Raw genomic sequence first — 22,232 nt, forward strand, 5'->3', positions numbered from 1 at the left:
TCTACTTAACATGTGGCTGCAATCGGCCCTAAGCAGTCAGTCGGAAATGCCCACAAAACCATGGGCAACTCATCACAACTTTGAACGTCATCAAGATCGGCCAGCACTAAAGATAACGCCTTCAGCCCTACTTGAAATAGCAGGGCTATAGGTCTCACAAATTTCTCCTAGAAACTAATCAATTGTACAAACGAAATGGTAGGTCTTCAGCGACGGCTTGACCAGGTGTGCAGAGCCACTGCCACACTTGTTGTTGTGTTAGGCTTCCCTCGCACAATCGCAATAGAGCCTCACCCAAATCTCCGCTTTCAACTACGCTTAACCGGCCACAGGATGCAATTTGTTGTGGCACACTCGGATCTACTCCGGGATGGCAAAGAGTCACGCAAAAACAATCTCTAAAGCTATGAATTTCGGAGGCCGCTAAAATCTCTACCGCTTTATTGTAATCGACAAGCTTATCTCCCTCTTTTGATTTTAGCTCGACTACAACCGAAGGCGAATCGAAGAATTTGACTAGATAGTCGGGCGCGCCAGTTTTCGTCTTGTCATCTAATTTCTCAAATGCTACACCTAGCCGAACAAGCACCTGTTCGAACGCCACCTCAAACGCATCACCTTTTGCCTCATAGTAGTTCTCAATTAGAACCTTGCTGTCGCATCTGCTAGCTCGTTTTAGATGCCGAACAGACATTCGCTTCCTCTGGTCAACTTTCCAATCTCGACAAGCGTCTCTTACCCAATTTGCTTTAGCTTGCGCATTAGGCTTAGATTTTAGAAAAGCTAGAACTCTTGCTGAATTCGCCTCAGGACTGCCAAGCATAAGCAATTGCGGCGATGTAACTCCATGGTGTTTCAAGAGCAACATTTCATGCCTATAAAGCTTTAAAGCACTACCCGCCGCAGATACCCCTGTCATCCAGAGAATATCGTCCGGCAATCCCTCTTGGACTCTGTATGCTAATCTTCGAATGTAGCGCGTCAGCTTAGATATAGCGCGCAGCAAAGTATCATCCACTCTTAATTGTGGCGGACGAAGAACTGGCGGTACGCGCTTATCGGCGGCGGACATAGCTATCCCAGCTAAGCCCTGCAGGACCCAGGATAGGTTTCTGTTCATTTCTTTGACAGCGCCAGCACTCAGTGATTTAACTTCGCGCTCAATTGCCCTAATTTCAACGCCGCTAGTCCATTTCTGGCACAACCATGCCGCATTAGTAGGTACTGGATCAACTTGCCAAATTGATTCCATTAGGTCATCTGCGAGGTGCTGCGCATCATAAATAGGATCTTTCAACTGATAAGGCAGGAACCGAGTGGGTTTAACTCCATTTCTCGGACGAAACTCAGGGCTGGATAAGCATGCGGAAAAGATAAGCATCTCTAGCCTGGACTTTAGATCCGCCGATTCAAGATGCCCAATGAGCTCTGCCAAATAAAGTGATTTACTAGACAGAAAGTTAATTAAAAACACCCCGGTTTCAGGTAACAAACCACTGAACCCGACCGCTCGCCCCACTGGCGTAGGGCTTAAGTCCCCACCAGATGTTTCAACGACGAAGCCAGCATCAATCAACCCGGCCAGAGCAACACCGACTTTACTCGGCCACGTCTTAAATGCAGTTAAGTTGTTATCTTCTTCTCTTAACGCACTGAACGTTGTGCAAACAAGCTCTTCAAGCTCGTCTCTGTTGTTGCACAACCCTGAAGATATCAGTTGCAGTGAAAGCTGGCCGAACCTACCAGGCACAATTCGCGCTTTGATTTCAGGAAGCTGCTCTATTGATAGATAACTTGTAGCTAGTGCGCGTTGCGGCCCGGTACCAAAATATATTACACGCCCTTCTGCATGTTCAAACCCCATACGCCCGACCCGCCCGGACATGTTGTGAAACTCTGCGCTATCTATTGCGACATACTGCCTTTGCTGGCCGTCCCAACGTTCCCAATTAGCAAATACTGCTGCCCCTAGAGGAAAATTCACACCTGCTGCTAAAGTACTTGTAGCAAATACAACATCCAGCTTATTTTCTGACAAATAACGTTCCACTACTCCTCGTTCTTCGTCAGTCAAATCCGCATTATGACTCGCAACTCGGAGATCCAGTATCTTCGCTAGCATCGTGTTAGCTGAAGTTTCAGGCAAGGTATCAAACTCTAACGACATCTGTCCTTGCTTACCCTTGTGGTACGAAGCTACAAAAGCCTCAGCAAGATCATAAGTATCTTGCTTTTTCATGCAAAAAACTATGATTGGAAGCGGGGGATTATCTTGCTTAAGCAGATATGTTAAAGCTGAAATCGTTTCCGCTTTGACTCCAGCAGGCAATCGCTTGTCCGATTCCATCACATCAGGTTTCGCACTGCTTACAGAATAAATCTGATCGCCAATCCAGCATTCATACCGTAAATGTTTCTCGCGCTTTTGCTCGAAAATAAGCTGAACCCGCAGCCAGTTCGCTAAGTCCTGGGCGTCCTTGCCTTTTAAAACTGCTGACAATCCTACAAACTGTTTCCAACCCGCGTTCCGCATAAGTGTTAAAAGGACTTCAACATTTTGCCCGCGGTTTTCGTCTCCCATCAGCTGAATTTCATCGCACACGACAATCGTATTTTGCATGCTTTTCGGCACCCCAGATGCCGACAGTAACGCTAAATATTTTTCATATGTAGCAATTACCAGAGGAGCACTTAGAGGAGCCGCGGAATACTGTCCCGTGGCATCTTCGACGTAGTCTCCCGTGGCAATAACTATGGAAGCACCATCGCTCTCCAAATATCTGTCCAACAACAACGTTTTGAAGTCTTCAAACTTCTGCTTGGCCAGTGCGCGATGGGTCACCAGATAAACTGTTTTATTCCCAGCGAGCAGTCCTTCAGCAATAGCCCAGAGCCCAATTTGAGTCTTTCCCGTGGAGGTTGGGGAAACCACCAGCATGCTTTGTCCATGCGCCACGCCAGACTCCAACGCGAGGTACTGAACATCAGTGAGGGAAATCGCCCCCTCGGATCGGTAAACCAACCCATCGGCCACAGATGCGGACAGACCGTGTTCTACTGGAAAGGTATCCCTCATGCCTAGCAACTCCTGTCATGCGTTTGGGTGCAAGCGCCCAGAGCAATCTGGGCGCCGAGTGTCCGAATCCGGCAGAAGCATACGTAGCATTAAATGGCCACATTGACCATCCTACTAAGCGTCAGAGCGGCAGTCTGGGAAAAACAGGGCGGTAAAATGCATAGCCATATAATCTGTAACTACATAATTTTTAATAGAACTACACATGGATCATGTAGTGGAATCGCTTTTCCCGGCCACCACTTTAAATCGCTCCTAGTTTCTCAGAGACCGAATGACTGCTTCTGGCCGAAAGCCCCCCTTTCCACGCCAACCGGTCTACCATGGCCCCCCCGGCAGTGGTCCATGCGCTCCCGATCATTTTTTCTCAAGGTATCGCCATGTCCATCGACCAAATCTCCCTCCCAAAAGGCGTAGGTCCTCACGCTATCAAGCTCCTTGACGCCATCACCGGCGCTTCCACCCACGAAGAACTCAACCGCGCTGGCGGCAAGGCCGAAGGATTTGTGTTGGGCCTGGAATCCACCAAAGCCATCAAAAGCCAGATCGCCGAATCCTTGTATGTGGCTTACGACGATGCGGCGAGCAACCGTGCGGGTGAGTTGAAGGGTTAAGCACCCGGCAATGCAGGACGCTGCGCGCGCAGGGAGTTAGACTGGGCGCCTTTTATTGCTCAGGATGAGGCTGTCATGTTCAAGGTTGCTCTCGCGTCACTGCTGCTGGCGTGTGCCTTCGGCGCTCAAGCTGATACGACTGTTGATGTGTCGAAGATTTACGGCAACATCAAGTTCGTCAGTAGCTTCCCGGACTATAAGGTCAAGGTGGTAAACAGTTTCCCTGACCTTAAGGTAAAACAGGTGAGCAGTTTTCCCGACTCGGCCGGCAAGTGGAAAACAGTCGAGAGCTTCCCCGACTACAAGATCCAGATTGTTGACTCCTTTCCAGACTTCACTATTCAGTACGTTGATTCGTTCCCTGGGGTTAATTGAAGGCAGCGCCATCAGCGGCGCTGCCTTGGGCTGTTTATCAGCCAGGGCAAGGTGCTTCACGGTCGAGCAATTTGGCCGTGAGCAGCACGCCCAGTTCGCTCAGTTGGTGGATGGCCAGGGCGACGTCGCGGTGTTTGCCGCACAGGTCTTCGGACAGGTCGAGCAGTAGTGTGCTGACGCTGGTGAAGGTTTCGTAGCTGTTGGTGATGAGGGTTTCGGTGTTGGCGTCGGGGACGACGGTGAAGAGGGTGGTTGAGTCAGTTTTTGCTTGAGTCATAACGATATCCTGGTTTTGGCCGCCATCTTTTCGCTACTAAACGAAAAGGTGGCAGCTGTGCGCAGGTTAGTAGACCGGTGGATATCAAAGCCGGCGCGCCCGAGGACGCCCTACGCACAGCCACCATCAAGCACAGACGCAATGTCTGATTGATGAAGCTCATGCACTTTTCAATACCCAACTCAGGCTACTAAACCCGATCACTGAACATTCAGCGACCGAGCCACCTTAGAGACGGCCACCTCAGCACACAAGCCGGCGGATTCTGACGCACGCGTAGGCAATGGAGCAAGGTGGTGCGGGCTTGTTCACCATTCCCTGTGGTTAGGAAACTCCCTTGTGGCGAGCAGGCTTGCCCTGCGTTGGGCTGCGAAGCGGCCCCAAAAGCGGCGAACGGGTTTCTCTTTTGGACCGCGGTGGCTGGGTTGGGAGCGCTGCGCACTCCAGCGCAGGGCAAGCCTGCTCGCCACAACGAACCCGCTTTCCACAACAGTACTGCTCACCACTTAGAACGCCTGGTTCACCCCAACCCCACGCATGATCGAAAACCGTGGGTCGATCAGCTTCAGCGTTTGCTCACCCTTCAAGCGGCCCACCACCACGGTGTAGGTCTTGGGCACTTCGGAGAGGTTTTCCGGGTTGCGGGCCAGTTTTTCAATCGCCGGGGTGTTGGCCCAGTCGGCGATGGTTTTCTGGCGAATGTCCACGGTCACCACCCAGGATTTATCCACGGCAGCGCCCATCGGGTTGGGGTTGGCGGCGATGTTCTGGATCTTGGCGATTTCATAGCCCTGGGCGTAGCAGAACCCGGACTCTTGCTGCACATAGGCGGCGCGGCCGTTGTCGGTGAGGCTGTAGGTGTTGGCGCTTTTGGCCAGCAGGCCGGCGTCGGTCAGGGCGTCGAAGGCCGGCTGGTTGGCGCTGGAGGTGCCGCTCATGACGCCCTCACCCAAGGTCACCGGGAAGCGGTTGAACATCGCCGCCTTCACGCAGGACGCGCCTTCCAGCCGGGGTTGCAGCGCGGCTTGAATGTCGGTGTCCGACGGGCTGTCGCTGCAGGCGGTGAGCAGCAGGGCGCTGGCGGTGATGAGGGCCATTTCTCTGATTCGCATCGTTTTATCCTTGACGATTGGTGGCGGGCGGGCAAAGTGTATAGAAACATTGCTGTCACGAACCCCTCCCCGCCGTCGTGTAGGTTCGGTGACTTGAGCCACCCTGAACACACAAGGATTAAACATGACATTGACCGTCAACACCCTGCTCGAGCTGGCCATGGCCAACCCCATCAACGCCGAAATCACCGCACGCCTGCCCGACCTCGGTGTGGAGCAGTGCATGCTCACGGCGGGCTGCCTGTTCCAGGCCGTCTGGAACCATCAGTCAAACTTGCCTGCGGCTCAGGGCGTAAAGGACTACGACGTCTTTTACTTCGACACGGACTTGTCCTACGAAGCGGAGGACAAAGTGATCCGCGCCGCCGCGCGGTTGTTTGAGGATTTGGGCGTTAACGTCGAGGTCAAGAACCAGGCTCGGGTGCACCTTTGGTACAGCGAGCGCTTTGGTCGGCCTTATCCACAGCTGCACTCGGCTAAACAGGGCGTGGACCGTTACCTGGTGGCCGGCACGTGCATCGGGCTGGAGATCGACACGGGCGAGGTGTATGCGCCCTATGGGTTAGCGGATGTGGAGCAGGGCGTGTTGCGGATTAACCCGCTGCACCGCGAGCCTGAGTTGTTCGCCGCCAAGGCCCGCAGTTATCAGGCGCGCTGGCCTTGGCTCACGATCGTGGCGCCTGAGGTTATGCCGGGCCGAGGCTGAGCAGCCATCCGACCCCGGCGCTGCCCAGCACCACCAGCCACGGGGGTAATTTCCACACCATCAACGCCACCAGGGCAATCAGGGCCAGACCGAAGTCCCGGGCGCTGAAGATGGCGCTGGTCCACACCGGTTGGTACAGCGCTGCCAGCAACAGGCCAACCACTGCAGCATTCACGCCCGCGAGGGCCGCTTGGGTGCGCGGGCTGCGGCGCAGGCGTTCCCAGAAGGGCATTGCGCCCATCACCAGCAAAAACGAGGGCGCAAAGATCGCCAGCAAGCAGAGCAAACCCCCAGGCCAACCGGTGGGGGGCTGTTGCATCGACGCGCCAAGGAATGCGGCGAAGGTGAACAGGGGACCGGGCATGGCTTGCGCCGCCCCGTAGCCGGCCAGGAATACGTCGTTGCTCACCCAGAGTGTCGGCACGACCTCCGCTTGCAATAGCGGCAGTACCACGTGGCCGCCACCGAACACGAGTGCACCGGTGCGGTAGAACGCGTCGATCATGGCCACGTCTTGGCGGGTTGTGAACTGCGCCAGCAGCGGCAGGCCCGCCAGTAATATCAGGAACAACGCCAGCCACATTGCCCCGGTTCGACGGCTGAGGGTGATGGGCAGCGCGTCGTGGGTGGTCGGCGGCGGGGTATTGAGCCAGAGCAGGCCGGCCAGTGCCGCTGCGGCTATAACACCCACCTGGCCCCAGGCCGAGGTTTGCAGCAGGGCTATGCAGGCGGCGATCAGCATCACAGTGATGCGCGTTGCGTCGGTGCACAGGTTGCGCGCCATGCCCCACACGGCTTGCGCGACGACGGCGACCGCCACGACTTTAAGGCCGTGCAGCACGCCGGACGGGATGGCCGCGCTGTGTTGGGCAATACCCATTGCAAACAGGATCAGCACCACGGCCGACGGCAGGGTAAACCCCAGCCACGCCGCCAGCGCGCCGCCGTAGCCCGCCCGTGACAGACCCAGCGCAATGCCCACCTGGCTGCTGGCCGGGCCGGGGAGGAATTGGCACAGTGCTACAAGGTCCGCATAAGTGCGCTCACTCAGCCAGCGCCGCCGGGTGACGAACTCGTCGCGAAAGTAACCCAGATGCGCCACCGGACCACCGAATGACGTGAGCCCAAGGCGCAGGAAAATCAGGAATACCGACCAGGGGCTGGCGCGGTGGTCAACAGTGGAGAGGTTCAAGGCGCAGCATCCCAATGACGGCAAACGGATTAAGGCGTAGAGGCACCCTAGTCGATTTTGATGACGCGAAGAAGAGGCGCTGGTTTGTGCAAATTGCCGCGCTGGATGGAATTTATGCCCGTGTGTTTGAGTCATTGAAATGGCAGGGAACAAGGCCTCCCACCCATCACCGCTGATTTCAGCCCAGGACAGCCCATGATCTTCCTTATTTTCCTCATCGCCTGCGGCGCCGCCGCCAGTACCGGCATCATTTTCAAGCCCGGCCAGTGGTACGAAACCCTGGTCAAGCCCGGCTTCACTCCACCCAATTGGCTGTTTCCGGTGGCCTGGACGGTCATCTACCTGCTGCTCGCCTGGGCGGGCTATCGCCTGACGATGATTCCTGGCAGCCAATTGGCCCTGGGCCTGTGGGCGGCGCAGATTGCGCTAAACACGCTGTGGACGCCGGTGTTTTTCGGCGCGCATAACATCGTGGCCGGGATGGTGGTGATTGTGCTGTTGTGGCTGGTGGTGGCGGCGTTGGTGGTGATGGCGTTGCGGTTGGATTTGATCACCGGCTTGATCCTGTTCCCGTACCTGGCGTGGCTGAGCGTAGCGGCGGCGTTGAATTTCTCGATTTTGCGTAATAACCGCTGATGGCTCATAAACGCTGGCCCGCGAGCGAGGCTGAATTAGTCCAGATGCGCCAGTTCAATAAAAAGCTGGCCTGGCTGCCGCGTTTTAAAATCCGCAATCGCGTCACGCCGCGTTTGATCCAGGCGTTGCTGCGAGTCAGTCAAAAGGTCAAGAAAGCGCCTGCGGCTGAAACCCGCCGAGTGGCCGGTGTGCCCGTGCGTATCCTGCGGCCCGAGGGGAAAACCAACGGCGTGGTGCTGGATATCCACGGCGGCGGCTGGGTGACCGGCAATGCACAGATGGATGACGACCTCAACCTGGGCATGGTGCAGGCGTGCGGCGTGGCAGTGGTGTCGGTGGATTATCGGCTGGCGGTGGACACGCCGGTTGAGGGGTTGATGGAGGACTGCCTGAATGCCGCGCGCTGGTTGCTCAGCAGTGATGAGTTTGCCGACTTGCCGGTGTTCGTCGTGGGTGAGTCTGCCGGTGGGCATTTGGCGGCGGCAACCTTGCTGGCGCTTAAGCAATGGCCGGACCTGCTCAAACGCGTAAACGGCGCGGTGCTGTACTACGGCGTATACGACTTGACCGGCACACCGAGCGTGCGCACGGCGGGGCCCGAGACGTTGTTGTTGGACGGACCGGGCATGGTCGAAGCGCTGCGCATGCTCACGCCGGGCTTGAGTGATGAGCAACGTCGGCAGCCGCCGTTGTCACCGTTGTTTGGCGACTTTACAGGGCTGCCACCTGCGTTGATGTTTGTTGGGGAGCTGGACCCGCTCAAAGACGACACCCTGCTGATTGCCGAGCGCTGGGGCATAGCGGCAGAGGTACAAGCCCATCTGTTACCGGAATCTGCCCATGGGTTTATTCATTTTCCGGTGGCGATGGCGGATGACGTTCTTGCTTACAGTCGGCGGTGGATATCGGCGAGAATCCAGTCGGTACTCGCTTGTAGTGGTTAGCCATTCACCTGCACCCCGCGTAACCTCTGACACCCTGGTTTCCAGATTCCCGCAAGGACGCACACGTGACCATTTCCCATGCAGTTGTAGGGCTATCGGCATTTTTGCTGGTGGCAGGTGTTCAAGCCGCCGAATACAACTTCTCGTTTGATGTGCCCTACGGGCAGTACGAGCGGCAATTCAAAATGAAGACCCCAGGTGACGGCACGTTGAGCTGCACGGTGTTCATCGAAAAAGAGTACCGGGGCGAGAAGTGGGTGCCGGCAGTGATTCTGGCGGCTGCCGAAGACGATGCCGAAGACGACACGCTGTTTCTGTCCAGTTCGACCGAGCCCAACGGCGGGCCGCGCACGTTCCACCTGCGCACGTTCAACCAGGCGAAGCCGGTCCTCGACAAGACGCTGTGGGAGGCCCCGGATGAGAAGGGCGTGTATAAGATGGCCGTGTCGTGGTATGCCAATGGCGCCATCGGTTATCAGTACGGCATCTACGCGAGTTGGCAAGAGAAGCAGTTCGTCGAGAAGCCAGGCTTTTCCACGCGCCATGTCAGCGTCCATGTGTCGGGCGTGAAGGGCTCTGCTTTGTGCTACGTGCATACCAAGTGACACGGAGCGATCGAGATTGTATGGCACAACGCCTGACCATTCGGACGGTCACTGCCGCCGACCTCCCGCAAGTGCTGGCCTTTGTTCTGCAGGCCCGTGCCGAGCTTTTCCCCAAGCTCAGCGCCACGGGCCTGCCGGATGACTTGGCGCGATTTGAGGCCGTTTACCTTAGGGGGGACGGCCTGTTTTTGCTGGCCTGTGTTGAAGATCAAATCGTGGCTGCCGTCGGCTATCTGCCGTATGACGGGCGCTTCCCGCAGTTGAGTTACCAGTGCCGCAAGGTCGTCGAAGTGGTGCGCCTGTTCGTGCTGCCGGCGTTTCGCCGTTTTGGTCTGGCAGGGGAGTTGTATCGCGCATTGGAGGCTAAGGCACAGGCGGATGGGGTAGAGGTGGTTTACCTGCACACCCATCCGTTTTTGCCGGGTGCGATTGATTTTTGGCGGCGGCAGGGGTTTGAGGTGATCGACGTCGAAGCCGACCCGGTGTGGCAGACCACGCATATGCAGCGGTATTTATAGATCAAGGTGGGAGCTGGCTTGCCTGCGATAGCCATAGAACGGTTAGAAGTCTGTCGCAAGTGGACTGTTGTGGCGAGCAGGCTTGCCCTGCGTTGGGCTGCGAAGCGGCCCCAAACCCAGACGCTGAGTACTTTCAGGAAAATTGCAGTGCCTTTACTGGGGCTGCTTCGCAGCCCAACGCAGGACAAGCCTGCTCGCCACAGGAGAAATGGGATGCCTCTAAAAGTTGTGTAGATACCTATGCTGCGATAGCGGTGTGTCAGCCCCAGCTATGGCACTGATCCGCCGCCATCGCAGGCAAGCCAGCTCCCACCTTTGCGCGGTGTGCAGTCCATTAAATGGGGCGTAACCGCAGGATTTGCGCGCCGTCGAACGGGTCCGTGAGGTAATGCGCCTGCACCCCGAATGTTTCCTGTAGCCGCTGCGGCGTCAGCACCTCCAGCGGTTTGCCCAATGCCACCAGGCAGCCGCGATCCAGTATCGCCAAACGATCACAGGTCAGCGCCTGGTTCAGGTCATGCAGCGCAATCAGCGTGGTCACCGGCAGCGCCTGCACACCTTTCAAAATCGCCAGTTGATGTTGGATATCCAGGTGATTGGTCGGCTCATCCAGCAACAAGATCTGCGGTCGTTGCGCCAATGCGCGGGCGATGTGCACGCGTTGGCGTTCGCCGCCAGAGAGGCTGCGCCAGGCGCGTTGGCTCAGGTGGGTGGCATCGACGTCGTGCAGCGCCTGGCGCACGATGGCATCGTCTTCGGCAGACCACGGGCTCAGCGCCGACAGCCAGGGCGTGCGGCCCAGCGCCACGGCATCGAACACGCGGATGGCATCGTCGGTATCAGCCTGCTGCTCCACCACCGCCAGGTGTTGCGCAACAAGGCGGCGGGGCAGTTTGGTCAGGCGCTGGCCGCCCAGTGACACCTCGCCGGACGCAGGCACACGCAAACCGGCGAGCAATTTAAGCAGGGTGGATTTGCCCGAGCCGTTCGGCCCGACAATGCCCAAGGTTTCACCTGGCTGAACTTCAAGATCAATGTCGCGCAGCAAATGCGCTTCACGCACCTTGAAGCCCAGGCCGGTGCAACTGAGTACCGTCATCGCGCATTCCTCCGGCCAATCAGGATCAATGCAAAGACTGGCGCGCCGACCAAGGCAGTGACCACACCGACGGGAATCACCTGGCCTTTGATCAAGGTGCGCGACAGCACATCAGCAGCGATCAGAAACAACGCGCCACCCAGCGCACTGGCGGGCAGCAACCGCGAATGCCCGGTGCCTAGCAGCAGGCGCACGGCGTGGGGAATCACCAGCCCGACAAAACCGATGGAGCCGACAATCGACACCATCACCGCCGTCACCAGCGCCGCGCAACCGACAAGCACAAATTGCACACGGCGCACTGGAATACCCAACGAAGCCGCCGAGTCGGTGCCAAAGGTAAACGCATCCAGCGCACGCCGATGCCACAAGCACACCGCCAGGCCTGCGACCGCCACCGGCACCGCCAGCCACACCGACGGCCAGCGCACGCCGCTGAGGTTGCCCAGCAGCCAGAACATGATGCCGCGCGCCTGTTCGGAACTGGCGGACTTGGTGATCAGGAACGCGGTGAGGGCATTGAACAGCTGCGAACCGGCGATGCCGGCGAGGATGATCTGGCCGGTGCCGCTGGTTGAGCCGCTGGCCCGTGCCAATAGAATCACCAACGCAAACGCCGCCATCGCGCCGACAAACGCGCCCGCCGACAGCGAAATCAGCCCGCCGCCCACGCCCATCAATGCCACCAACACTGCACCGGTCGAGGCGCCCGCGCTGATGCCCAGCAGGTACGGATCGGCCAATGGGTTGCGCAGCAGCGACTGCAGGATCACCCCGCAGGTGGCCAGCCCGGCGCCACACGCGGCGGCAACCAGCGCCCGTGTCAGGCGGTAGTTCCACACCACGCCTTCATCGATCGGGTCGAGCACGTAACCGGCCGCCCAGAGTTTGTTGGCCAGCACCTGCAAGACCACTTGCGGTTCGATGGCGGTTTCGCCGATGGCGGTGCCGGCGAGCACGGCCATCAGCAACACGGCGAGGGCGAGTAGGGTTCGCATCATTTCGACAGGTCGTAGCCGTCGATGGCACCGGCCAGTTGTTCCAGGCCATCGAACATGCGCAGGCTGGCCTGCAACGCCAGGGCATCAATAATGAGGATGCGGTTGTTTTTCACCGCGTCCATGTTGCGGGTCACCGGGTCGCTGCGCAGGAAGGCGAGTTTCTTTTCATGGTCGTCGGCCGGGTAGCGACGGCGGTCCATGCGCGCGATCACCAGGAAGGTCGGGTTGGCCTTGGCGATGGTCTCCCAACCGACGGCGGGCCATTCTTCGTCGGACTGCACCACGTTGTGCAGGCCGAGGGTTTGCAGCATCAATTCGGGAATGCCCTTGTGGCCGGCCACATACGGGTCGGCGGCCATTTCGCTGCTGGAAAACCACACCAGTGCGCTGGCGTGCTTGAGGCCCTTACCTTGGGCGGTGGCGACCGACTTGGCCAGGCGGGCCTTGAGTTCGTCATTCAACTGTTGGCCGCGCGCTTGCACGTCGAAAATCTCAGCCAACTGGCTGATGCTTTTATAAATCGTGTCGATGCGAAACGGCTCCAGCCGCGTGCCATCGGCGCCCACCAGGTTGTCCTTGCTTTCGCAGTCGGAGGGCAGCACGTAGGTGGGAATCTTCAGTTCGTGGAATTGCTCGCGGGTACCGACCACGCCTTGCGGGCCGACCACCCATTCCAGCTCGGCGGCCACCAGTTGTGGGCGTTTGGCGATCACAGCTTCGAAGCTCGGCTCGTTGTCGGCCAGGCGCTCGATCTTGTCGTTTTGCGCTTTGAACTGCGGTAATACGCTGTTGAACCACAGCGAAGTGCCGACCACTTTGTCCGCTACGCCCAGAGCGTAAAGCATCTCGGTGGCGGCCTGGCCGATGGTCACGCTGCGTGCCGGGGCTTGTTGGAAGGTGACGCTGCTGCCGCAGTTTTCCACCGTGAGCGGGTAGTGAGTCGGCGTGGCGTGGGCCAGGGCACAAAAGCCCAGGCCGGTGATCAGGGCGCAAACGCGTAGCAGCATGGGGCAATCTCCGAGTGAACCGTACGGGAAACAGGGCAGGTACGGCTCGGAAACACACCTTTGAACGCTGCAGGTTTGCAGGGCGCGGATGTCCTTCCCGGACACCCCGCCGGTGAGTGATAACGCTGGGCCGGCAGGTCTCCTGACTGATGCGTCGTCGCCTCGCTCCGGCCTTCCCGGACGTGGTCCAGTGGCAATGGGGAGCAGGCTCGGCACCTACAGTTGCGGGGGCAGTTTCGATTGGCGCGATGGGCCGCGCTTCGAATTCCCTATTAGTCCCGTTTGGGAACCGGCGCAGTATGGTAGTCGATTGCGGGGTGCGGGGGGAATTGGCGCCATTCCTGCGAAGAATAAGAGCTATGCCTTGGGCCTGCCTACTGCTCGCCGGTTCAGTTGGGGACGCCTGCGCTTTTGAAGGCCTGGAGAAGGTGACCATGCCTACCAACCGAGTAACGCGCGAGCAAGTGCTGGAAGCGAGTAAAGGCAAGCTGCAAAAGCAGTGGGCAACGTGACGGTCGACTAATCGATAAGCACCGCAGATCAAAGGTGGGAGCTGGCTTGCCTGCGATGGCAGTGGGTCAGCCAAGGAGTTGTCACTGATGCACCGCTATCGCAGCATAGGTATCTACACAACTTTTTAAAGCAGCCTATTTCTCCTGTGGTGTCTGGGTTTGGGGCCGCTTCGCGGCCCAACGCAGGACAAGCCTGCTCGCCACAACAGCCCACTGGCCACTAACCGGTTGTGTAGATACCTATGGCTATCGCAGGCAAGCCAGCTCCCACAGTTGAAGGGTGTTGCCGGTTTTATTTGCGATCCAGCCACACGGTCTGTGCGTTGCAGAATTCACGCACACCAAAGTGAGACAATTCCCGCCCGAACCCACTCTTTTTCACGCCGCCAAACGCCACGCGTGGGTCTGACACGCTGAACGAGTTGACGAATACTGCGCCGGTTTCCAGTTGGTTGGTGATATCCCGTGCCTTCGCCGAGTCGGTGGTGAAGACACTGGCGGTCAAGCCGAACTCGCTGTCGTTGGCCAGGGCCACGGCGTGGTCAGCATCGCGGGCTGTGATGATCGAGGCCACGGGGCCGAACAGTTCCTGTTTGAACGAGGTCATCTGGTCGGTGACGTTGGCCAGTACGGTCGGCTCATAGTAGTTGCCGGCGCCGGGCACTTTATTGCCGCCCAGCAGCAGGGTCGCGCCTTCTTCCAGGGTGGCTTGGACTTGGCCATGCAGCTCGTCGCGCAGGTCGAAACGGGCCATCGGGCCGACGTAAGTGTGGGTCGAGGTCGGGTCGCCCATTACCAGCGCGCGGCTGGCCTCAAGGAATTTGGCTGTGAAAGCTTCCACCACACCTGCTTCGATGATCAGGCGCTTGGCGGCGGCGCAGACCTGGCCGCTGTTCTGGAAGCGCCCGATCACGGCGGCCTGCACGGCGGCATCAAGGTCGGCGTCGTTAAGCACGATAAACGGGTCGGAGCCGCCCAATTCCAGCACGCATTTTTTCAGCGCTGCACCGGCCTGGGAGCCGATGGCGATACCGGCGCGCACGCTGCCAGTGAGGGTGACGGCGGCGATGCGTGGGTCGGCGATGGCCTTGGATACGCCCTCGTTGGTGACGTTGACCACTTCAAAAATGCCTTGGGCGAAACCGGCTTTCTGGAACGCTTGCTGGATCAGGTAGGCGCTGCCCATCACATTTGGCGCGTGTTTGAGCACGTAGGTGTTACCGGCCAGCAAGGTCGGCACGGCGCCGCGCAGTACTTGCCACACCGGGAAGTTCCACGGCATGACGGCGAAGATCAGGCCCAGCGGACGATATTCGATCTGCGCGCTGCCGTTGTCCACCAGGGTCGGTTCCGGTACGAGCATGGCTGGGCCTTGGGCGGCGTACCACTCGCTGAGCTGTGCACATTTTTCGATTTCGGCGCGGGCCTGGGCGATGGGTTTGCCCATTTCCAGGGTGATCATCTGGGCCATGTCTTCGGCTTGCTCGCGCAATGCACCGGCCAGGGCCAGCAGCAGTTCAGCGCGTTGGCTCACCGGCTGGCGGCGCCAGCTGCGGAAAGCGTCAGTGGCGCGGTCTAGGGCGGCGTCCAGTTGCGCCGCGGTTTCGTAGGGGTAGCTGGCGACCGTTTCGCCATTGGCGGGGTTGATCGACAAGGCGTGGGTCTGGTGAGTAATAGCGTTCATGGCACCGTCCGGCTGAATGAGTGGAATGGGGTCAGCCTACGGGGATGCATGTTTTCTGGAAACTGAATAATATTAAGTGATACGTTCTCGAATTGAGAATGGATGTTGGATTTTGGACGCGGAGCGTCCTTGGCGGCATTCCCGCGCAGAGCGTGGGAACGATCACATACGTTCACGATTGGAGAATGACTTGGATCTGGTGCAGCTGGAAATCTTCAAGGCCGTTGCCGAGCAAGGCAGCATCAGCGCCGCCGCGCACTTGATTCATCGCGTGCCGTCGAACCTGACCACACGCATCAAGCAACTGGAGCAGGATTTGGGCGTGGAGTTGTTTATCCGTGAGAAAAGCCGCCTGCGCCTGTCACCAGCCGGCTGGAATTTCCTCGGTTATGCGCGGCGCATTCTTGATTTGGTGCAGGAGGCCCGCGCAACCGTGGCCGGGGAGGAGCCTCAGGGCGCGTTTGCGCTTGGCTCGCTGGAGAGTACGGCGGCTGTACGCATTCCGGCGCTATTGGCGGCGTATAACCAGAAACACACCAAGGTTGAGCTGGACCTGAGCACCGGGCCGTCGGGCACGATGATCGAGGGCGTGCTGTCGGGGCGCCTGGCGGCGGCGTTTGTCGATGGGCCGGTGCTGCATGCCACGCTGGAAGGCGTGGCGGTGTTTGAAGAGGAGATGGTGGTGATTGCGCCGCTGCACCATGCGCCGATCACGCGGGGCCAGGATGTGGCGGGGGGGAACATCTACACCTTTCGCTCCAATTGTTCCTATCGCCATCACTTCGAACGCTGGTTTTCACAGGATGGCGCGGTGCCGGGCAAGATTTTCGAAATGGAGTCGTACCACGGCATGCTCGCCTGCGTCAGTGCCGGTGCCGGCCTGGCGCTGATGCCGCGCAGCATGCTGGAGAGCATGCCGGGGTTTACGGCGGTGAGTGTGTGGCCGTTGACCGACGCGTTCCGCCTCCTCAATACCTGGCTGATCTGGCGCCGGGGTACGGTGTCGCAGAGTTTGAACAGCTTTGTGAAGTTGCTGGAGGAACGCGGTCTGCAGGCGAAGTAGAACCAGTGTGGGAGCAGGCAAGCCAGCTCCCACATTGTGATCGTGTTTTTAACCGCCAAATTGCAGGGTGCCCATGGCCAGCTTGGCCATCAGTGCCGTGGCGCCCAACTGCACCAGCCACAAGGCCAACCCACCCAGAAACACACCCAGCGCCACTTGCAGCACCAGACTTTTCTGGCGCTTGGCTTGTGGGGCACGGGGTGTGTAGTCGTGCAGTTCGTCGCGGTCGGCGCGCAGGTCCAGGTCGTCGTTTCTCATAAGGCTCTCACAGCTAAGGGGCAGTCGGTCTTCAGTCTAGTGGCTTGGCCAATAAAAAGGGGGAAGCCATTGGCTTCCCCCTTCGTATGACGCTGGCAGGTTTATAGAACCTGAACAATCGCTTTAGTGACCGCACCAATGTTCGACTGGTTCAGCGCGGCCACGCAGATGCGGCCGGTGTCGAGCGCGTAGATACCAAACTCGGTGCGCAGGCGGGTGACTTGCTCAACGGTCAGGCCGGAGTAGGAGAACATCCCACGCTGGCGGCCGACGAAGCTGAAGTCGTGGCCCGGTGCAGCCTTGGCCAGTTCGGCGACCATCTGCTCGCGCATGCCGCGGATGCGCAGGCGCATCTCGGCCAGTTCCGCTTCCCATTGGGCGCGCAGCTCAGGGTTGTTCAGCACGGCCGCCACGATCGCCGCGCCGTGGGTCGGCGGGTTGGAGTAGTTGGTGCGGATAACGCGTTTGACCTGGGACAGGATGCGCGCGCTTTCTTCCTTGGATTCGCTGACGATCGACAGCGCGCCCACGCGTTCGCCGTACAGCGAGAACGACTTGGAGAACGAGCTGGAGACAAAGAAGGTCAGGCCCGATTCAGCAAACAGGCGCACAGCAGCGGCGTCTTCGTGGATGCCATCGCCAAAGCCCTGGTAGGCCATGTCGAGGAACGGCACCAGGTTCTTGGCCTTGATCACGTCCAGCACGTTTTGCCAGTCGGCCGGGCTCAGGTCAACGCCGGTCGGGTTGTGGCAGCAGGCGTGCAGCACCACGATGGACTGTGGCGGCAGGGCGTTGAGGTCTTCGAGCAGGCCGGCACGGTTGACGTCGTGGGTGGCGGCGTCGTAGTAGCGGTAGGTCTGCACCGGGAAGCCGGCTTTTTCGAACAGTGCCTGGTGGTTTTCCCAGCTCGGGTCGCTGATAGCGACGACGGCGTTGGGCAGCAGTTGCTTGAGGAAGTCCGCGCCGATTTTAAGCGCGCCGGTGCCGCCGACCGCTTGGGCGGTGATCACGCGGCCGGCGCTCAGCAGTGGCGACTCAGCGCCGAACAGCAGCTTTTGCACAGCCTGGTCGTACGCCACGATACCGTCGATCGGCAGGTAGCCACGGGCGGCGTGTTGCGCCACGCGAATGGCTTCCGCTTCGGCAACGGCACGCAAGAGTGGAATCTTCCCCTCCTCGTTGCAGTAAACGCCCACGCCAAGGTTGACCTTGGTGGTTCGTGTATCGGCGTTAAATGCTTCGTTGAGGCCCAGGATTGGATCGCGTGGTGCCATTTCGACAGCGGAGAACAGGCTCATTTTTGCGGCAGCTCTATGGGGGAATGGAGGGACGTGTCGCGCTCCAGCCGAATGCACTAGAGCGGTGCACAAACGGGGAGCTAGTATAGAGGCCATCCAGGCTCAGGGCGACAACCGAAACGGCTTTTAAGCCAAGTTTTTCGGTTTATTTGCCCACCGTTAGTCTTATTGCAATATTGATCAGCGACGGCAGGTAGGACGATTGCCTTGAAACCCGTCACATTCGCCACCACTTCTACAGCTATCATGGTTTTTTCCTGCAACCTGCGAAGACTATTCGCGGGTTGCTGAGCTATTTCGTCCCTGGCGGTTTCGAGTCTGGGGTGACTTCACGAGGTACGTTATGTCGGATTTCCAGCTCGTCACCCGTTTTGAACCCGCCGGCGACCAGCCCGAAGCCATTCGCCAGATGGTCGAAGGCATCGAAGCCGGCCTTGCGCACCAGACGCTGCTCGGGGTGACCGGTTCAGGCAAGACCTTCAGCATCGCCAACGTGATCGCGCAGATCAACCGCCCGACTCTGGTGCTGGCGCCGAACAAAACCCTGGCCGCGCAGTTGTACGGTGAGTTCAAGGCGTTCTTTCCGAACAACGCGGTGGAGTACTTCGTCTCCTACTACGACTACTACCAGCCCGAAGCCTATGTGCCGTCGTCCGACACCTTTATCGAGAAGGATGCGTCGATCAACGACCATATCGAGCAGATGCGGTTGTCGGCGACCAAGGCGTTGCTGGAGCGCAAGGACGCAATCATCGTCACCACGGTGTCGTGCATCTACGGCCTGGGCAGCCCGGAAACCTATTTGAAAATGGTGCTGCACGTCGATCGCGGCGACAAACTCGACCAGCGCGAACTGCTGCGCCGCCTGACAAGCCTTCAGTACACCCGCAACGACATGGATTTTGCCCGTGCCACCTTCCGTGTGCGTGGCGATGTGATCGACATTTACCCGGCCGAATCCGACCTGGAAGCGATCCGCATTGAGCTGTTCGACGATGAAGTCGAGAGCCTGTCGGCCTTCGACCCGTTGACCGGCGAGGTGATCCGCAAACTGCCGCGCTTCACCTTCTATCCGAAAAGCCACTACGTGACGCCGCGTGAAACCCTGATGGGGGCGATCGAAGGCATCAAGGCCGAACTGGTAGAGCGTCTGGAATACCTGCGCGCCAACAACAAGCTGGTGGAAGCCCAGCGCCTGGAGCAGCGCACCCGCTTCGATTTGGAGATGATCCTGGAGCTGGGCTACTGCAACGGCATCGAAAACTACTCGCGCTACCTGTCGGGGCGCGAAGCCGGCGCCGCGCCGCCGACGCTCTATGATTATTTGCCCGACGACGCGCTGCTGGTGATCGACGAATCCCACGTCAGCGTGCCGCAGGTCGGCGCCATGTATAAGGGCGACCGTTCGCGTAAAGAGACGTTGGTGGAATACGGCTTCCGTCTGCCATCGGCACTGGATAACCGGCCGATGCGTTTTGACGAGTGGGAGGCCATCAGCCCGCAGACCATCTTCGTGTCTGCAACCCCAGGCAACTATGAAGCCGAACATGCCGGCCGTGTGATTGAGCAGTTGGTGCGGCCGACCGGGCTGGTGGACCCGCAGATTGAAATCCGCCCGGCGCTGACCCAGGTCGATGATTTGCTCTCGGAAATCACCAAGCGCGTGGCCCTGGAAGAGCGCGTGCTGGTCACCACGCTGACCAAGCGCATGTCCGAAGACTTGACCGATTACCTGGCCGACCACGGCGTTCGCGTGCGTTATTTGCACTCGGACATCGACACCGTGGAGCGTGTAGAGATCATCCGCGACCTGCGCCTGGGTGTGTTTGATGTGCTGGTGGGCATCAACTTGCTGCGCGAAGGCCTGGACATGCCGGAGGTTTCGCTGGTGGCGATTCTGGATGCGGACAAGGAAGGCTTCCTGCGTTCCGAGCGCTCGTTGATCCAGACCATTGGCCGTGCCGCGCGTAACCTCAATGGCCGGGCGATTCTGTATGCCGACCGCATCACCGGCTCCATGGAACGGGCGATTGGCGAGACCGAGCGCCGTCGTGACAAGCAGATTGCGTTTAACCTGGAGCATGGCATCACCCCCAAAGGGGTGTTCAAGGACGTCGCCGACATCATGGAAGGCGCCACTGTGCCGGGTTCGCGCAGCAAGAAGCGCAAGGGCATGGCCAAGGCGGCCGAGGAGAGCGCCAAGTACGAGAACGAACTGCGCTCGCCGAGTGAGATCACCAAGCGGATTCGGCAGTTGGAAGAGAAGATGTACCAGTTGGCGCGCGATCTTGAGTTTGAGGCGGCGGCGCAGACACGGGATGAGATCGGCAAGTTGCGTGAGCGCCTGTTGGCTGTTTGATTTTTCGCTGGCCGGTCTGGCCTCATCGCGGGCAAGCCCGGCTCCCACAGTTGATGTGTGAACACAGTCAAAATGTGGGAGCTGGCTTGCCTGCGATAGCGACACCTCGGTCTGCCAGAACCCCCCGCGCTGGTGTTACCATTCGCCCCTTGTTTCAATTTTCAGTTTTATCGCCCATTCGAGACCTGCCATGACCACCGTCCGCACGCGCATTGCGCCATCGCCTACTGGGGATCCCCACGTCGGTACTGCCTACATCGCCCTGTTCAACTACTGCTTTGCCAAGCAGCACGGCGGTGAATTCATCCTGCGGATCGAAGACACCGACCAGCTGCGCTCCACCCGTGAGTCGGAGCAGCAGATTTTCGATGCCTTGCGCTGGTTGGGCATTACCTGGGCTGAAGGCCCGGACGTCGGCGGCCCGCACGGCCCGTATCGTCAGAGCGAGCGCAGCGACATCTACAAGCAGTACACCCAGCAACTGGTCGACATGGGCCACGCCTTCCCGTGCTTCTGCACCGCCGAAGAACTCGACCAGATGCGTGCCGAGCAACAGGCCCGTGGCGAAACCCCGCGTTACGACGGCCGCGCGTTGCTGCTGTCCAAGGAAGAAGTGGCCCGGCGCCTGGCCGCCGGCGAGCCGCACGTGATCCGCATGAAAGTGCCGAGCGAAGGCGTGTGCGTGGTGCCGGACATGCTGCGCGGTGACGTCGAGATCCCGTGGGACCGCATGGACATGCAAGTGCTGATGAAGACCGACGGCTTGCCGACGTACTTCCTGGCCAACGTGGTCGACGACCACCTGATGGGCATCACCCACGTGCTGCGCGGCGAAGAATGGCTGCCGTCTGCGCCCAAACTGATTCTGCTGTACGAGTATTTCGGTTGGGAGCAACCGCAGCTGTGCTACATGCCGCTGCTGCGTAACCCGGACAAGAGCAAGTTGTCCAAGCGCAAGAACCCGACCTCCGTCACGTTCTATGAGCGCATGGGCTTTATGCCTGAGGCGATGCTCAACTACCTGGGCCGCATGGGCTGGTCGATGCCGGATGAGCGCGAGAAGTTCTCGTTGCAGGAAATGGTCGACCACTTCGACCTGTCGCGCGTTTCCCTCGGCGGGCCGATCTTCGATATCGAGAAGCTGTCGTGGCTCAACGGCCAGTGGCTGCGTGATTTGCCGGTGGAAGAGTTTGCCAGCCGTGTGCAGCAGTGGGCGCTGAACCCCGAGTACATGATGAAGATCGCGCCGCTGGTGCAGGGCAGGGTAGAGACGTTCAGTCAGGTCGCACCGCTGGCCAGCTTCTTCTTCGCCGGTGGCGTGAACCCGGACGCCAAGCTGTTTGAGTCCAAGAAGCTCTCCGGTGATCAGGTTCGCCAGTTGATGCAGTTGATCCTGTGGAAGCTCGAAAGCCTGCGTCAGTGGGAGAAAGAGGCGATCACCGCGACAATCCAGGCAGTGGTGGAATCGTTGGAATTGAAATTGCGCGATGCCATGCCGCTGATGTTTGCCGCGATCACCGGGCAGGCCAGTTCGGTGTCGGTGCTCGATGCGATGGAAATTCTCGGCCCGGACCTTACGCGTTTCCGTCTGCGCCAAGCCCTTGATTTGCTTGGGGGTGTGTCGAAGAAAGAAAACAAAGAGTGGGAAAAGCTGCTGGGCGCTATCGCTTAAGCAGGCTGTTGTTACGACGAAACCCCGGTTTTCCGGGGTTTCGCCGGTAAGTGATTGTTATCCCGGCAAAAAAGTTTGGAAATTGTTGAAAATAAATTTGACACACTTCCAAACCGCCATTAAGATTCGCCCCGTCCTCACCGATGAGGGGCTATAGCTCAGCTGGGAGAGCGCTTGCATGGCATGCAAGAGGTCAACGGTTCGATCCCGTTTAGCTCCACCAA

Annotated in this window: 20 protein-coding genes, 1 tRNA gene and 1 riboswitch; of the genes, 11 read left to right on the forward strand and 10 right to left on the reverse strand. The window is 59.0% G+C overall.

The window, feature by feature from the left end; translation table 11 throughout:
• Window positions 1-178 precede the first annotated feature (178 nt).
• On the reverse strand, window positions 179-3,076 hold the full coding sequence (locus AOA62_RS14500; RefSeq protein WP_099548982.1) for a DEAD/DEAH box helicase: 2,898 nt from the start codon (window positions 3,074-3,076) through the stop codon (window positions 179-181).
• Window positions 3,077-3,456: 380 nt separating this feature from the next.
• Here AOA62_RS14500 and AOA62_RS14505 point away from each other — a divergent pair, with 380 nt between their 5' ends.
• Both AOA62_RS14505 and AOA62_RS14510 read left to right on the forward strand, forming a co-directional pair.
• On the forward strand, window positions 3,457-3,690 hold the full coding sequence (locus AOA62_RS14505) for a hypothetical protein (protein ID WP_053132588.1): 234 nt from the start codon (window positions 3,457-3,459) through the stop codon (window positions 3,688-3,690).
• Window positions 3,691-3,765: 75 nt separating this feature from the next.
• Window positions 3,766-4,065 carry a hypothetical protein gene (locus AOA62_RS14510; protein ID WP_017136894.1) on the forward strand — a complete coding sequence of 100 codons (300 nt, stop codon included), beginning with the start codon at window positions 3,766-3,768 and terminating at the stop codon, window positions 4,063-4,065.
• Between the two features lie 37 nt (window positions 4,066-4,102).
• Here AOA62_RS14510 and AOA62_RS14515 read toward each other — a convergent pair whose 3' ends face one another.
• A complete protein-coding gene (locus tag AOA62_RS14515) occupies window positions 4,103-4,342 on the reverse strand; it encodes a DUF6124 family protein (RefSeq protein ID WP_017136895.1) in 240 nt (79 codons plus the stop codon).
• A gap of 506 nt (window positions 4,343-4,848) precedes the next feature.
• Window positions 4,849-5,454 (reverse strand): hypothetical protein, encoded by a 606-nt coding sequence (locus AOA62_RS14520; protein ID WP_178075638.1) that lies wholly within the window; start codon window positions 5,452-5,454, stop codon window positions 4,849-4,851.
• Window positions 5,455-5,578: 124 nt separating this feature from the next.
• Between AOA62_RS14520 and AOA62_RS14525 the strand changes: the two genes are divergently transcribed.
• Window positions 5,579-6,160, forward strand: coding sequence for a nucleotidyltransferase family protein (locus AOA62_RS14525; protein ID WP_099548984.1), 582 nt, complete (start codon window positions 5,579-5,581; stop codon window positions 6,158-6,160).
• Here the strand turns inward: AOA62_RS14525 and chrA are convergent.
• Window positions 6,141-7,352 (reverse strand): chromate efflux transporter, encoded by a 1,212-nt coding sequence (gene chrA / locus AOA62_RS14530; RefSeq protein WP_099548985.1) that lies wholly within the window; start codon window positions 7,350-7,352, stop codon window positions 6,141-6,143. The genes AOA62_RS14525 and chrA overlap by 20 nt on opposite strands.
• Window positions 7,353-7,547: 195 nt before the next feature.
• Between chrA and AOA62_RS14535 the strand changes: the two genes are divergently transcribed.
• The 4 genes from AOA62_RS14535 to AOA62_RS14550 all read left to right on the forward strand — a co-directional run bounded on the left by AOA62_RS14535 (window position 7,548) and on the right by AOA62_RS14550 (window position 10,055).
• On the forward strand, window positions 7,548-7,988 hold the full coding sequence (locus AOA62_RS14535; protein ID WP_017136899.1) for a TspO/MBR family protein: 441 nt from the start codon (window positions 7,548-7,550) through the stop codon (window positions 7,986-7,988).
• A complete protein-coding gene (locus tag AOA62_RS14540) occupies window positions 7,988-8,932 on the forward strand; it encodes an alpha/beta hydrolase (protein WP_099548986.1) in 945 nt (314 codons plus the stop codon). Before AOA62_RS14535 ends, AOA62_RS14540 begins: the two co-directional genes overlap by 1 nt.
• A 65-nt stretch (window positions 8,933-8,997) precedes the next feature.
• Window positions 8,998-9,537: a hypothetical protein gene (locus AOA62_RS14545; RefSeq protein WP_099548987.1), complete on the forward strand. Its 540-nt coding sequence runs from the start codon at window positions 8,998-9,000 to the stop codon at window positions 9,535-9,537.
• A 20-nt stretch (window positions 9,538-9,557) separates the two neighbouring features.
• Window positions 9,558-10,055: a GNAT family N-acetyltransferase gene (locus AOA62_RS14550; protein ID WP_099548988.1), complete on the forward strand. Its 498-nt coding sequence runs from the start codon at window positions 9,558-9,560 to the stop codon at window positions 10,053-10,055.
• A gap of 334 nt (window positions 10,056-10,389) precedes the next feature.
• Here the strand turns inward: AOA62_RS14550 and AOA62_RS14555 are convergent, their stop codons facing one another.
• The 4 genes from AOA62_RS14555 to AOA62_RS14575 all read right to left on the reverse strand — a co-directional run bounded on the left by AOA62_RS14555 (window position 10,390) and on the right by AOA62_RS14575 (window position 15,358).
• On the reverse strand, window positions 10,390-11,154 hold the full coding sequence (locus tag AOA62_RS14555) for an ABC transporter ATP-binding protein (RefSeq protein ID WP_099548989.1): 765 nt from the start codon (window positions 11,152-11,154) through the stop codon (window positions 10,390-10,392).
• The gene (locus AOA62_RS14560) at window positions 11,151-12,155 is read right to left on the reverse strand and encodes an iron ABC transporter permease (protein ID WP_099548990.1); all 1,005 of its coding nucleotides are present in this window, start codon (window positions 12,153-12,155) and stop codon (window positions 11,151-11,153) included. The genes AOA62_RS14555 and AOA62_RS14560 overlap by 4 nt, the downstream gene beginning before the upstream one ends.
• Complete coding sequence (locus AOA62_RS14565) at window positions 12,152-13,162, reverse strand: ABC transporter substrate-binding protein (protein ID WP_099548991.1); 1,011 nt, start codon at window positions 13,160-13,162, stop codon at window positions 12,152-12,154. Before AOA62_RS14565 ends, AOA62_RS14560 begins: the two co-directional genes overlap by 4 nt.
• 114 nt (window positions 13,163-13,276) lie before the next feature.
• Window positions 13,277-13,471: riboswitch (cobalamin riboswitch) on the reverse strand.
• Between the two features lie 495 nt (window positions 13,472-13,966).
• Window positions 13,967-15,358 (reverse strand): aldehyde dehydrogenase family protein, encoded by a 1,392-nt coding sequence (locus AOA62_RS14575; RefSeq protein ID WP_099548993.1) that lies wholly within the window; start codon window positions 15,356-15,358, stop codon window positions 13,967-13,969.
• A 190-nt stretch (window positions 15,359-15,548) separates the two neighbouring features.
• Between AOA62_RS14575 and AOA62_RS14580 the strand changes: the two genes are divergently transcribed.
• A complete protein-coding gene (locus tag AOA62_RS14580; RefSeq protein ID WP_099548994.1) occupies window positions 15,549-16,421 on the forward strand; it encodes a LysR family transcriptional regulator in 873 nt (290 codons plus the stop codon).
• 48 nt (window positions 16,422-16,469) lie between these two features.
• On the opposite strand, the gene AOA62_RS14585 is transcribed toward AOA62_RS14580, so the two are convergent.
• Together AOA62_RS14585 and AOA62_RS14590 are read right to left on the reverse strand one after the other, a co-directional pair.
• A complete protein-coding gene (locus tag AOA62_RS14585) occupies window positions 16,470-16,679 on the reverse strand; it encodes a hypothetical protein (protein WP_049712317.1) in 210 nt (69 codons plus the stop codon).
• Window positions 16,680-16,780: 101 nt separating this feature from the next.
• Entirely contained in the window at window positions 16,781-17,977 is a 1,197-nt protein-coding gene (locus tag AOA62_RS14590; RefSeq protein WP_017138725.1) for an amino acid aminotransferase, read from the reverse strand.
• Window positions 17,978-18,320: 343 nt separating this feature from the next.
• On the opposite strand from AOA62_RS14590, the gene uvrB reads away from it, so the two are divergent.
• The 3 genes from uvrB to AOA62_RS14605 all read left to right on the forward strand — a co-directional run bounded on the left by uvrB (window position 18,321) and on the right by AOA62_RS14605 (window position 22,231).
• Window positions 18,321-20,336 (forward strand): excinuclease ABC subunit UvrB, encoded by a 2,016-nt coding sequence (gene uvrB / locus AOA62_RS14595; protein WP_099548995.1) that lies wholly within the window; start codon window positions 18,321-18,323, stop codon window positions 20,334-20,336.
• Window positions 20,337-20,526: 190 nt separating this feature from the next.
• On the forward strand, window positions 20,527-22,008 hold the full coding sequence (gene gltX / locus AOA62_RS14600; RefSeq protein WP_099548996.1) for a glutamate--tRNA ligase: 1,482 nt from the start codon (window positions 20,527-20,529) through the stop codon (window positions 22,006-22,008).
• A 147-nt stretch (window positions 22,009-22,155) separates the two neighbouring features.
• Window positions 22,156-22,231 (forward strand) — tRNA-Ala (locus tag AOA62_RS14605).
• Window position 22,232 lies beyond the last annotated feature (1 nt).

It is taken from the genome of Pseudomonas sp. 2995-3 (assembly GCF_002742565.1).
Taxonomy (GTDB): domain Bacteria; phylum Pseudomonadota; class Gammaproteobacteria; order Pseudomonadales; family Pseudomonadaceae; genus Aquipseudomonas; species Aquipseudomonas edaphica.